We start from the raw sequence: 13,250 nt of genomic DNA, 5'->3' as shown, positions 1-13,250 counted from the left end.
TGTTTATTTTGTAAAATTCCCCCCTGCAAAAGGAGTGCATTTCCAAAATTATTTTGTACTTTTGCACACAAAGTACAATTTTTGTGCCAAAGATTTTAGTATGAGTAAAAATTTAACATCAAGAGCAGAAGATTATTCCAAGTGGTATAATGAACTCGTTGTAAAAGCTGGGCTTGCCGAGAGTTCGGGTGTGCGTGGCTGTATGGTTATCAAGCCCTATGGCTATGCCATTTGGGAGCGTATGCGTGATATTTTAGACAAAATGTTTAAGGATACAGGCCATCAGAATGCCTATTTTCCTATTTTTGTTCCCAAAAGTTATTTTGAAGCGGAAGAGAAAAATGCAGAAGGTTTTGCCAAGGAGTGTGCCGTAGTTACCCACTACCGCCTTAAAGCTGATCCTAACCAAAAGGGCAAACTCATGGTAGATCCTCAGGCCAAGCTAGAAGAAGAGCTGATTGTACGCCCTACCAGCGAGGCGATTATTTGGAATACCTATAAGACTTGGATACAGTCCTACCGCGACCTTCCAATCCTTATCAACCAATGGGCGAATGTAGTGCGCTGGGAGATGCGTACACGCCTATTCTTGCGTACCGCTGAGTTCCTTTGGCAAGAGGGACATACTGCCCATGCTACCCAAGCGGAGGCTGTAGAAGAAGCACAGAAGATGAATGAGGTATATGCCACTTTCGTAGAACAGTATATGGGTGTGCCTGTGGTAAGAGGTAGAAAGACCGAAACTGAACGCTTTGCAGGTGCCGATGATACTTATTGTATAGAAGCCCTTATGCAGGACGGAAAAGCCTTACAAGCTGGTACTTCCCACTTCTTAGGGCAGAACTTTGCCAAGGCCTTTGATGTAAAATATGCTACCAAAGAGGGCGCTCTCGAATACGTATGGGCAAGTTCTTGGGGTGTTTCTACCCGCCTTATGGGGGCGCTAATCATGAGCCATAGTGATGACAATGGTCTGGTATTGCCTCCTCTGTTAGCTCCTATACAAGTGGTGATTGTGCCTATATACAAGGGAGAAGAGCAACTACAGGCTATACGTGAGCGAATAAGCCCTCTTATGCAGGCACTGAAAGAGCGCAATATCGCTGTAAAATTTGACGATGATGACACTCAAAAACCTGGGTTCAAGTTCCACGAATACGAACTCAAGGGAATACCTGTACGCTTAGCTGTGGGACAACGTGATTTGGAAAATAATACTTATGAAGTGGCTCGCCGCGATACCCTTACCAAAGAAAGTGTATCAGGGGACAACATCATCACTCATATAGAACAGCTGCTAAAAGATATACAAACCAATATATACCAAAAGGCTTTGGCTTATCGCGATAGTCATATCACCGAGGTCAATAGTTATGAAGAGTTTAAGGAAGTTTTAGAAAACAAGGGCGGGTTCCTCTCTGCTCACTGGGACGGTACCCCTGAAACAGAAGCCAAAATCAAGGAAGAGACCCAAGCAACCATTCGTTGTATTCCCTTAGACCAAAAGGAAGAAGCAGGCACCTGCATCTATTCGGGCAAACCTTCTAAGGGAAGAGTGCTATTCGCTAAGGCATATTAATAGTGACTAATGACTAGTGACTAATGGTTAATGCCAATAATGATTAATCATTGATCATTAAACATTAATCATTAAGAAAAGATCTGTCTGATTCTCATGGCGATGACCCCAAAGATAGCCTCGCGGATAATGGAGGCATTCATTTTGGATTTGCCTCGTACGCGGTCGGTGAAGACGATAGAGACCTCTGAAAGGTGAAATTTCTTTACGTAGGCTTTGTATTTCATCTCTATTTGGAAGGCATAGCCTACGAATTTTATCTTGTCAAAGTCAATACTCTCTAAGACCTTTCGCTTGTAACAGACAAAACCCGCAGTAGGATCTTGTACCCTCATTCCTGTGATAAGTTTTACATAGAAAGAAGCTCCATAGGAAAGCAATACTCGCCTAAGTGGCCAATTGACTACATTGACCCCCTTTACGTAGCGAGAGCCAATGGCCATATCGGCATGTTGCTCCTTACAAGTTCTGTATAGACGTATGAGGTCAGAGGGATTGTGAGAAAAATCGGCGTCCATTTCAAAGAAATAGTCGTACCTTTTTTTACTGTGAAGTCCCCAGAGGAATCCATGTATATAGGCTGTACCAAGTCCTGTCTTCTCTGTACGCTCCGCAAGGAACAGTCTGTCAGGGAACTCTTGTTGCAATTGCCTTACTCTTAGGGCTGTCCCATCGGGAGAGTTATCATCTACAATCAGTACATCAAAATGATGTGCCTGCAGAAGGGTTACCCGTATGATACTCTCTATATTCTCTATCTCATTGTAGGTAGGGATAATCACTAAGCTATCGGAAAAAGTCTCAACTAAAGCCGTATTCATTATTTTATAAATATGGGGGCAAAGGTACAACTATTTTACTAATGTGTCAATGAGACAATGAGACAATTTACCAATGAAAACAATGAGGGCGAATTGCCATTTGCCCCTACAACAACGGAATATGTTATTACAAAAAAGTACACTTGCCTATGAGGCACCTGATTTCTCACAAATAAAAAGTGAAGACTTCGCCCCTGCTCTACAAGAGGCCATCTCTGAACAACAAGCAGCTATCACAGCTATTGTGGAGGATACTTCCCCTGCCAGCTTTGCCAATACGATCCTTGCTTTGGAGAAAAGCGGGGAAGCATTGCTAAGGGTGAGTAACCTCTTTTTCGCCCTTGCTGGAGCAGATACCAATGAGGTACTTCAGCAAACAGAAAAGGAAATACTACCCCTATTGGCTGCCCAAGAGGATAGTATCTATCTCAATGACAAGCTCTTTGAGCGGGTACAGGCGCTCTACAAGGTACGTACTACCCTAGGCTTAGACGCCGAATCACTAAAGCTCTTAGAGCACTACTATGACCTCTTCCTACTTCGTGGGGCTAACCTTTCCGCAGAGGGAAAAGCAAGCCTTAAGCAGCTCAATAGCCAATTGGCTACCTTGGAGAATGACTTTAATTACCATACCTTGCAAGCTAGGAAGGAAGCTGCCCTTATCCTCACCCAAGAGGAGGGGCTTGCTGGCCTTTCCCCTGAAGAGAAACAAGCTCTTAAGCAGCCTGATGGCAGTTGGAAGATTGCCTTGACCAATACCACACAGCAGCCGCTGCTCTCCCGATTGGATAACGAAGAGACTCGCCGCCTGCTCTTCGAGCAATCATGGCACAGAGCTACCAAGGGCGCCCATGCTACAGAACCTATTGTGCTAAAAATCATTGCTTTGCGACAGCAAAAAGCGGCTCTTTTGGGTTATCAAAACTATGCTGAATGGTCTTTGCAAAAAAGCATGGCCAAGACTGCTGAGACAGTGAGGGACTTCTTTGAAAAATGGATTCCTCCTACCTTGGAAAGGATACAACAAGATCTTGAGGCTCTTAAAACAATCGCACAGCGAGAGGATATAGCACCCCACAACTGGGATTATTATAGTGAGAAGCTACGCAAGAGCCAATATGATTTAGATGAGAACGAACTCAAGCCTTATTTCGAACTCTTCAATGTCTTGGAAAAAGGCGTTTTCCACGCGGCTACTTGCCTCTATGGTATTACTTTCAAAAGGCGTACCGACCTACCTGTATATCACCCCGATGTGGTAGTCTATGAGCTTTTTGAAGCCGACGGCCGCCCCTTAGGTCTCTACTATGGAGACTTCTACACACGTGAGAGCAAGCGTGGAGGGGCTTGGATGAGTGAGCTGGTTACCCCTTCCAAGCTCTTTGGCCAAAAGCCCGTGATTTATAATGTATGCAACTATACCCCTCCTACCGAGACGCTCCCTTGTCTGCTTACCTATAGCGAGGTAGAAACGCTCTTTCATGAGTTTGGCCATGCCTTGCATGCTTTCTTTGCAGAGCAGCAATATGCCACTCTTGCAGGAACAGCTGTAGCGAGAGACTTTGTGGAGTTTCCCTCTCAGTTCAATGAGTATTGGGCACTACATGAGCAGGTACTCCCCCATTATGCTCACCATTACCTCACTCAAGAGGTTATTAGTGAGGAGCTTATAACCAAGATCAAGAACTCCAGAGACTTTAATCATGGCTATAGATTTGGCGAAGTTTTGGCCTCTGCCTATTTGGATATGCAGTGGCATACCCTCCCTGCCGAGGGCCACATCACAGCGGTAGCTCCCTTTGAGGCCACTGCTACTGAGCGCTTTCCCAAGGAAGTGCCTGTGCGTTATCGTTCCTTGTACTTCTCCCATATCTTCGGTGGTGGCTATGCCGCAGGCTATTATGCTTACCAATATTCGGAAATCCTCGCCCAAGAGATCTATCACTGGTTTGAGACTCATGGCGGTCTGACTCGCCACAACGGGGAACGCCTTAGAAAGCTCGTCCTTTCTCAAGGAAACACAAAAGAATACCAAGAAATGATCAAATTAATGGTAAGTGAAGAGTGAAAAATGAAAAGTGAAGAGCAATAAAAAATTAACAATTAACAATTGACAATTAACAATTAAAAAAGTGTCTTTAGAAACAGAAATACAAAAGCGCCGTACTTTCGGCATTATCTCGCACCCTGATGCGGGGAAAACAACCCTTACCGAGAAGCTACTCCTCTTCGGGGGGGCTATTCAGGAGGCTGGAGCTGTGAAATCCAACAAGATTAAAAAGGGAGCTACTTCCGACTTTATGGAGATAGAACGCCAGCGTGGTATCTCGGTGGCTACCTCTGTTTTGGCTTTCAATTACAAGGAACATAAAATCAATATCTTGGACACACCTGGTCACAAGGATTTTGCCGAAGATACCTTCCGTACTCTTACCGCTGTAGATAGCGTGATTGTGGTAATTGACGTAGCCAAAGGGGTGGAGGAACAAACCGAAAAGCTGGTAGAGGTATGCCGTATGCGCAATATCCCTATGATTGTCTTTATCAATAAGCTCGACCGTGAAGGGAAAGATGCCTTTGACCTTTTGGACGAGGTGGAACAAAAATTAGGACTACATGTAACCCCTTTGAGCTTTCCCATTGGTATGGGCTACGACTTCAAGGGGATCTACAATATATGGGAAAAGAACATCAACCTTTTCTCAGGAGACAGCCGTAAGAATATAGAAGAAACTATTTCCTTTAGCGACATCAATAGCCCCGAATTAGAGCAGCTGATTTCCGAACAGTCAGCCGCTACCCTTCGCAATGATTTGGAGCTGGTCTATGAAGTATATCCCGCCTTTGACCGCGCAGCCTATCTCAGTGGTGCTCAACAACCTGTCTTCTTTGGCTCTGCCTTGAACAACTTTGGGGTGAGGGAACTCTTGGACTGCTTTGTAGAGATTGCCCCATCTCCCCTACCCAAGGCTAGCGAAGAGCGCTTGGTACAGCCCAATGAAAAGGCTTTTACAGGCTTTGTCTTTAAGATACATGCCAATATGGATCCTAACCATCGCGACCGCTTGGCTTTTGTGAAAATCGTTTCGGGTAGCTTCGAGCGCAACAAACCTTATTTACATACCCGTTTGGGTAAGAAACTCAAGTTCTCCAGTCCCAATGCTTTCTTTGCCGAAAAGAAAGAAGTAGTGGATATTTCCTACGCGGGAGACATCGTTGGCCTACATGATACAGGCAACTTCAAGATAGGTGACACCCTGACAGAGGGTGAGGTACTCCATTTCAGAGGTATACCAAGCTTCTCCCCTGAGCACTTCCGCTATATCAACAACGCCGATCCGCTCAAGTCCAAGCAGTTAGAGAAAGGTATAGACCAGCTTATGGACGAAGGGGTTGCCCAGCTCTTCACCTTGGACTTCAACGGGCGAAAGGTCATCGGTACCGTAGGTGCGCTCCAGTATGAGGTTATCCAATACCGATTAGAGCACGAATATGGGGCTAAGTGTAGCTATGAGAATTTCCCTATCTACAAAGCCTGTTGGGTGGAAGCCCCTGAAAACCCTAAAGACCCTGATTACTTGGATTTCTTACGTGTCAAACAAAAATTCTTAGCTCGTGACAAGCAAGGGCAATTGGTCTTTTTGGCCGATTCAGCTTTTTCTATAGAAATGGTCAAGCAAAAATATCCACAACTGAAGCTACATTTCACTTCAGAATTTTTAAACTAAGGGAGGTATTAACTCCAAGAGAGAGAATCCTTGCTTTCTAATCATTTTTGGCATATTAATTGCTCTTTATAGGGGTCAGTTTATAGCATATATCATACTATACTGTTTATCAGTTGTTTGCATTTTTCTATTTTACTTTATTGTAGAAGCAAGAAGAAAAAACTGACAATATTACATGTTTTAGCGAAAATATTTCATGAAAATAGGAAATTTTGACAGTCTTTTAGAAGACCATCTTGAAGATGCGAAAATCATAGCCATCCCTCATCAGCGAGATGAAGAGGAGATGGAGGAAGATCATACCGATGCGCCACTACCTGAAGTGCTCCCTATACTTCCCTTGAAGAATACGGTGCTCTTCCCTGGGGTGATTATGCCGATTTCTATCAAGCGAGAGGCCTCTTTGGAACTTATCAATGATGCCAAAAAGGAGCGCCTGATAGGAGTGGTCAGCCAGCGCAACGACAATGATGCACCCAGCAAAGAGGACTTCTACAGTATAGGAGTGGTGGCGCGTATCATCAAGATTCTCAAGATTCCTGATGGAAGTATCAGTGTCTTGGTACAAGGGACACGCCGCTTCCAAATCACCGAATTTGTAGAGGAACAGCCCTACTTCAAGGCCAAGATACAAGAAAGCCCTGAACTACTCCCCGAAGAAGAAGATGAGGAGTTCACCGCTACTATGGAAGTGGTCAGGGACATCTCCCTAAAATTAGCCAAAGAAACAACCTCTGGCGGACTTGAAGTGCCTTTTGTGCTGCAAAATATAGACAATGATTTCTTTTTGATCAACTATGTAGCCTCTACCTCTCCCCTATCGGTAGGTGAAAAACAGGATATATTGGAGCAAAACAGCTTGGTTACTCGTGCTTGGGCGATCATCAAGTATTTTGGAGTAGAACTCCAAAAGGCAACCCTAAGAAGGGAAATACAGAACAAAGTCCATATGGACTTTGACAAGCAACAGCGCGATTATTTCCTACACCAACAGATACAGACCATTCAGAAGGAATTGGGCAATGAGTCCTTTGAGGCGGATATAGAAAAATTCAAAGAGCAAGCCAAAACCAAGCTATGGAATGAAAAAATTCAAAAGCACTTTGATAAGGAACTAGCTAAGCTCCAGCGTCTCAATCCCCAGATGCCTGATTATGCCATACAGCGCAACTATATAGATTTACTCTTAGACCTGCCTTGGGGTGTCTATTCCAAAGACAAGTTTGACCTCAAGCGTGCACAGAAAATATTAGACAAAGACCATTATGGTTTGGAAGATGTCAAGCGACGTATCATAGAATACTTAGCCGTACTAAAGCTACGTAACGACATGAAATCGCCTATCCTCTGCCTCTATGGCCCTCCAGGGGTAGGAAAAACCTCCTTAGGCCGCTCCATAGCCAAGGCCTTAGGTCGCGAATATGTACGTATGGCACTAGGTGGCTTGCGCGATGAGGCCGAGATCCGCGGACACCGCAAGACCTACATAGGGGCTATGCCTGGGCGTATCCTACAACTGATTAAGAAAGCGGGTACTTCCAACCCTGTTTTCGTATTAGACGAGCTGGACAAACTCAGTCAAGGCTACGGAGGAGATCCCTCTTCTGCTATGCTAGAGGTGCTTGACCCTGAGCAAAACAACGAGTTCTATGACAATTTCCTTGAGATTGGTTATGACCTCTCCAAGGTGATGTTTATCGCTACAGCCAATGACCTAAGCACCATACAGCCTGCCCTGAAAGACCGAATGGAAATCATCAACATCTCTGGCTATACTATTGAGGAAAAGGTAGAGATTGCTCGCCATTTCCTTTTGCCCAAGGTACTCAAGGAGCATGGTATGGAACAAAAGCAGATCCAGCTGGGCAAGAAAGAGATAGAGCGTATTGTGGAAGGCTATACCCGTGAGTCGGGCGTAAGAAACTTAGAGAAGCAAATCGCTAAAATCGTACGCTATATAGCCCGTGCTATTGCCATGGATGAGGAGTACAACCCGAAAATCTCCTTGGAAGATATCCGAAAAATATTGGGTATTCCTACCGAGCGAGATAAGTATGAGAACAATGAAGTGGCAGGTGTGGTAACGGGATTGGCTTGGACAAGTGTCGGGGGGGATATCCTCTTTATAGAATCCGCTTTCTCCAAGGGCAGCGGAGGGCTTTCTATCACAGGAAATATAGGTACAGTGATGAAGGAGTCGGCCACTATTGCCTTAGAATATATCAAGGCTCATGCCGAGCAGTTTGGCCTTGATACGCGTATTTTTGACCAATACAAAATCCATATCCATATCCCCGAAGGTGCTACCCCTAAGGACGGCCCTAGTGCAGGGATTGCACTACTGACCTCACTCTTCTCGGTACTGACCCAGCGAAGGGTGAAGAAGAACCTAGCCATGACAGGAGAGATTACCCTCCGTGGTAAGGTACTCCCCGTGGGTGGTATCAAAGAGAAAATACTTGCTGCCAAGCGAGCAGGTATCAAGGAAATTATCCTATGCAAGGACAATGAAAAAGACATTGACGAAATCAAGCAAGAATACCTCCAAGGTCTTACCTTCCACTATGTCACCGAAATGGAAGAGGTACTCAAAAAAGCTGTAACAAAAGAAGCTGTAAAGAATCCTAAGACCTTCACCTTTGATGATAAAATAGGGGCGAATGGCAATTCGCCCGCATAAAAGTACAATTAACAATTAACCATTGATAATTAACAATTAATCATTAATCATTAATAATTAAATTTGTACTTTTGCGGCAGCAATTTTTTTAAATATTTTAGATTATGAACAAAGAAGCGTTCCTTAAAGAAGCACAAGACAAGATCAATGCTTTGACCGAAAAAATTAATTCTCTAACTGCCTCTTTGGGTATCCAAACAGGAGATCTTAAAGAAAAGGCGCAAGAAGAAATCAACAAGCTCTTAGCGGACAAATCCTCTCTTACTGAAAAATTTGAAGCCTTAAAGAATGTTTCTGATGACAAGTGGGAAGAAGCTAAGAAAGCTTTCAATGACATCTCTTCTGGTAATTTCTCTGAAGGAATCCAGAAAGGAATTGAGACACTAAAGAATTTATTCTAATTCAGTATAGTGGTTAGTGATTAGATGTCATAAACTAACCACTAACCACTAATAACTAACAACTAATAGAATAACATGTTTGATAACTTAAGTGATAAATTAGAGAAGGCCTTACATGTACTCAAGGGGCATGGCCAGATTACTGAAATCAACGTAGCGGAAACGCTCAAGGAAGTACGTCGTGCGCTCTTGGATGCCGACGTGAACTATGCCATTGCTAAGGACTTTACCGCTAAGGTAAAAGCCAAAGCCTTGGGTGCCAATGTACTTACTACCCTACAGCCTGGCCAGCTCATGGTCAAGATTGTCCGCGATGAGCTTACCGAACTTATGGGAGGTGATGCCACAGGGGTCAATCTCAGCGGTAACCCTTCGGTGATTCTTATGTCGGGGCTACAAGGATCTGGTAAAACTACCTTCTCTGGAAAATTGGCCAACTTCCTCAAAACCAAAAAGAACAAAAAACCGCTCTTGGTTGCCTGCGACGTCTATCGTCCTGCAGCGATTGACCAGTTGCATATTGTTGGGGATCAGATAGGAGTGCCTGTATTTTCCGAAAAAGAAAACAACAATCCTGTAGAGATTGCCCAAAAAGGAATTGCTTATGCCAAAAGCAATGGGCTAAATGTGGTTATTATAGATACCGCAGGACGCTTGGCTGTAGACGAGCAGATGATGAAGGAAATCGCCGATATTCACAAGGCGGTTAGCCCTCAGGAGACACTTTTTGTGGTAGATGCCATGACTGGGCAAGACGCGGTAAATACCGCCAAAGCCTTCAATGATGTCCTAAACTTTGATGGGGTAATCCTTACCAAATTGGACGGGGATACCCGTGGCGGGGCTGCTATCTCTATCAAATCGGTTGTAAATAAGCCAATCAAGTTTGTCGGTACAGGCGAGAAAATGGACGCCATTGATGTGTTCTACCCCGCTCGTATGGCCGACCGTATCTTGGGCATGGGCGACGTGGTATCTCTTGTAGAGCGTGCCCAAGAGCAGTTCGACGAAGAACAAGCCCGCAAGCTACAGAAGAAAATAGCCAAGAACCAATTCGGTTTTGACGACTTCCTCTCCCAGATACAACAAATCAAGAAAATGGGTAGCATGAAAGACCTCTTAGGTATGCTCCCTGGGGTAGGTAAGGCGGTAAAAGACTTAGATATCAGCGATGATGCCTTCAAGTATATTGAGGCTATCATCTACTCTATGACCCCTGCCGAGCGTAGTAACCCTTCTATCATCAATACTTCTCGCAAAAATCGTATTGCCAAAGGAAGCGGTCGCAACATCGCTGAAGTCAATCAACTCCTTAAGCAGTTTGAGCAAATGAGCAAGATGATGAAGATGATGCAAAGCGGTGGTGCCAAACAAATGATGCGCATGATGCAATCCATGCCAAGAATGTAAATATTTAAATATGGAACAAGAATTATTAGATAGCTACTTTCATTTTATAAGAGAAGTGGTAGCTACAGGAATCGTTTATTGTCTTAGAGATACACAAAGTGAATATGTCGCCGCTTGTACCTCCAACCAGTTTGTAACTCAGGACGATGAGGAACAAGTAGGGGTATTTGCCTTTTGGTCTGACAAAGAGAAAGCTCAGGCCTGCCAAAAAGAGGAGTGGAAGGAATACACGGTCAGTGAAATTCCCTTAGCAGAATTCATGGAGGACTGGTGCTTGAGTATGTATCAGGACGATATTGTAGCAGGAATTGATTTTTCTCAAGACCTATATGGGTATGAGGAAACTCCTATGGAACTACTCAAGACTCTTATCGCTGAGGTAGAAGCCAATGAGGTTGCCCTCTCTTTCAATGGATTTACCTCTTTGGATGACCTAAAAGAATACGTTAAAGAAATAGAGGCTGAATAAACATTTTTTTTCATTCATTTTCACAACAGCTGTCCGTTATGTACCCCAAAAGTACCTTGCGGACAGTTTGTTATCTTAATCAAACACTTAAAAAACAACTTATTGTTTATAATTATTTGTTAAAAAACAGTTTTTAATTTGCTTTTTACAAAAAAATCATTAACTTAGCGCACTAATAATTATAATCTCATATCCTATGAAGTTGTTTTTTACCTTAGTGAGTATGTGCCTATGTATAGGAACGCTCCACGCTCAAAAAGCTCAAAAAGCGACTGTTGAAAGGCTTATTGAAGCCATCAGGAATACTCCTGAAGAGGACTTCCCTATTCTATACCCTATGCTGAAAATCACTCAAGAGATTCCAGCAGAGCAAGGAGGGATGGAGAAATTGCGACAGGTTTTTGCCATTATAAAAACTTATATACAAGACCAAGGGCCGATCCTATACACCTCTCAGGAGGCTATAGAGCTGATCAATTCTGGACAGACCAAGCAGCGTGTTTCCGATATTCTTACCTCCGACAGAGGAGTGGTGTTTTATATCTATCTGCCATACCATGACAAGCTCTTAGTACGATTCCCTATAGTGGTTAACAGCAAAAACGAAATTATAGCTATCAATATAGACTATTGCAAGGACAATTCCATCTGCCTGCAATATCTATAAGTCTATAACTCTTAAAACAAATTATGTTAAAACAACAATTACAACTCAAGCTCACCCAGAAGCTATCCCCCCAACAAATCCAACTGATGAAGTTGGTACAGCTCCCTACCCTTGCCTTTGAGCAGCGTGTAAAAGAGGAACTGGAAGAGAACCCCGCCTTGGAAGCTACCGAACACCAAGACTGGGAACAGGAGGAAGCCCATGAGGACGAGTATGATACCCCTGACGAATACGAAGATAACCAAATCATACAAGCCGATGCCATCAATGTAGATGAATACCTCAGCGATGACGAAATCCCTGACTACCGCCTCTATGCCAATAATTACCATGAGGAGGATGCTTTTGGACTCCCCTACCGAGAGGAAGTCTCTTTTCACCAGTACCTTATAGAACAGCTTAACACTTTCCGCTTAGGTGAAAAAGAGCGGGAGATTGCCGAGTTTCTCGTAGGTAGTATCAATGACAATGGATATATCCGCCGCTCCATGAGCGATATAGCCGATGACTTGGCCTTCACTCAGAATATCTATACCGATGAGAAAGAAGTGGAACATATTCTCAAGACGGTCATCTTCCAGTTAGACCCCGCAGGAATCGGTGCCAGAGACCTACAGGAGAGCCTTATCGTACAACTCAAGCACAAGCCACAAACAGCCATTACTGAACTGGCTATCACAATTCTGACGGAAAACTTTGATATCTTCAGTAAGAAGCACTATGACAAACTTATCCAGAAGTATAACATCTCGGAAGAAACCCTCAAAGAAGTAATTCAAGAGGTGGAAAAACTCAATCCCAAGCCTGGGAGTTCTTATGCAGAAGGAAGCAAATTCACCGAGCAGGTAGTGCCCGACTTTACCGTTACAATTAATGATGGAGAGCTAGAACTCTCCCTCAATGGGCGTAACACTCCCGAACTACATGTCTCCCAAGAATATACGGAAATGTTCAAGACCTATAGGGATTCTACCGATAAGGACAAGCAAAAACAGAAAGAAGCCGTAGAGTTCATCAAACAGAAATTAGATGCCGCCAAGTGGTTTATCGATGCCATCAAGCAGCGCCAAAACACTCTTTTGGTTACCATGAACGCAATTATGCTCCACCAAAAGGATTATTTCCTCACAGGTGATGAGACCAAGATCAAGCCCCTTATACTCAAGGATATAGCCGAAAGTATCGGTATGGACATCTCTACCATTTCGCGTGTGGCCAATAGTAAGTTTGTTAGTACTCCCTACGGCACCAAGCCCGTAAAAGCCTTCTTCTCTGAAGCTATTAAGAATGACGAAGGAGAGGACATCTCTACCTATGAGGTCAAAAAGATTCTCCAAACGATTATAGAGGGGGAAAACAAGCGCAAACCCTACACCGACGACAAGCTCATGGAGCTACTCAAGGAAAAGGGCTATCCTATTGCACGCCGTACCATTGCCAAGTATAGGGAACAGTTGGACATTCCCGTGGCGCGCCTAAGAAAAGAATTATAGTA

10 protein-coding genes are annotated in these 13,250 nt (G+C 43.9%); 9 read left to right on the top strand and 1 reads right to left on the bottom strand.

Translation table 11 applies throughout. The features are described from left to right. The first annotated feature begins 100 nt into the window (after positions 1-100). Positions 101-1,579: a proline--tRNA ligase gene (proS, locus tag HMPREF9331_RS01440; RefSeq protein ID WP_040356833.1), complete on the top strand. Its 1,479-nt coding sequence runs from the start codon at positions 101-103 to the stop codon at positions 1,577-1,579. A gap of 71 nt (positions 1,580-1,650) precedes the next feature. Here the strand turns inward: proS and HMPREF9331_RS01435 are convergent, their stop codons facing one another. Next, entirely contained in the window at positions 1,651-2,400 is a 750-nt protein-coding gene (locus tag HMPREF9331_RS01435; RefSeq protein ID WP_016419403.1) for a polyprenol monophosphomannose synthase, read from the bottom strand. A gap of 121 nt (positions 2,401-2,521) precedes the next feature. Here HMPREF9331_RS01435 and HMPREF9331_RS01430 point away from each other — a divergent pair, with 121 nt between their 5' ends. The 8 genes from HMPREF9331_RS01430 to rpoN all read left to right on the top strand — a co-directional run bounded on the left by HMPREF9331_RS01430 (position 2,522) and on the right by rpoN (position 13,248). Further along, complete coding sequence (locus tag HMPREF9331_RS01430) at positions 2,522-4,468, top strand: M3 family metallopeptidase (protein WP_016419402.1); 1,947 nt, start codon at positions 2,522-2,524, stop codon at positions 4,466-4,468. A 64-nt stretch (positions 4,469-4,532) separates the two neighbouring features. After that, positions 4,533-6,128 (top strand): peptide chain release factor 3, encoded by a 1,596-nt coding sequence (locus HMPREF9331_RS01425; protein ID WP_009641568.1) that lies wholly within the window; start codon positions 4,533-4,535, stop codon positions 6,126-6,128. Between the two features lie 196 nt (positions 6,129-6,324). Then, positions 6,325-8,808: an endopeptidase La gene (gene lon, locus HMPREF9331_RS01420; protein ID WP_016419401.1), complete on the top strand. Its 2,484-nt coding sequence runs from the start codon at positions 6,325-6,327 to the stop codon at positions 8,806-8,808. 104 nt (positions 8,809-8,912) lie between these two features. Beyond that, complete coding sequence (locus HMPREF9331_RS01415; RefSeq protein WP_016419400.1) at positions 8,913-9,209, top strand: sll1863 family stress response protein; 297 nt, start codon at positions 8,913-8,915, stop codon at positions 9,207-9,209. A 75-nt stretch (positions 9,210-9,284) separates the two neighbouring features. Beyond that, positions 9,285-10,619: a signal recognition particle protein gene (gene ffh / locus HMPREF9331_RS01410; RefSeq protein WP_016419399.1), complete on the top strand. Its 1,335-nt coding sequence runs from the start codon at positions 9,285-9,287 to the stop codon at positions 10,617-10,619. A gap of 10 nt (positions 10,620-10,629) precedes the next feature. Continuing rightward, complete coding sequence (locus HMPREF9331_RS01405; RefSeq protein WP_016419398.1) at positions 10,630-11,088, top strand: DUF2750 domain-containing protein; 459 nt, start codon at positions 10,630-10,632, stop codon at positions 11,086-11,088. A 196-nt stretch (positions 11,089-11,284) separates the two neighbouring features. Continuing rightward, positions 11,285-11,755, top strand: a complete 471-nt coding sequence (locus HMPREF9331_RS01400) for a hypothetical protein (protein ID WP_009641562.1) — start codon at positions 11,285-11,287, stop codon at positions 11,753-11,755. 23 nt (positions 11,756-11,778) lie between these two features. Then, positions 11,779-13,248 (top strand): RNA polymerase factor sigma-54, encoded by a 1,470-nt coding sequence (gene rpoN, locus HMPREF9331_RS01395; RefSeq protein WP_009641541.1) that lies wholly within the window; start codon positions 11,779-11,781, stop codon positions 13,246-13,248. Positions 13,249-13,250: the final 2 nt, after the last annotated feature.

Source organism: Capnocytophaga granulosa ATCC 51502, from assembly GCF_000411115.1.
GTDB classification, from domain to species: Bacteria; Bacteroidota; Bacteroidia; order Flavobacteriales; family Flavobacteriaceae; genus Capnocytophaga; species Capnocytophaga granulosa.
This window is presented reverse-complemented; position numbering and strand designations above follow the sequence as displayed.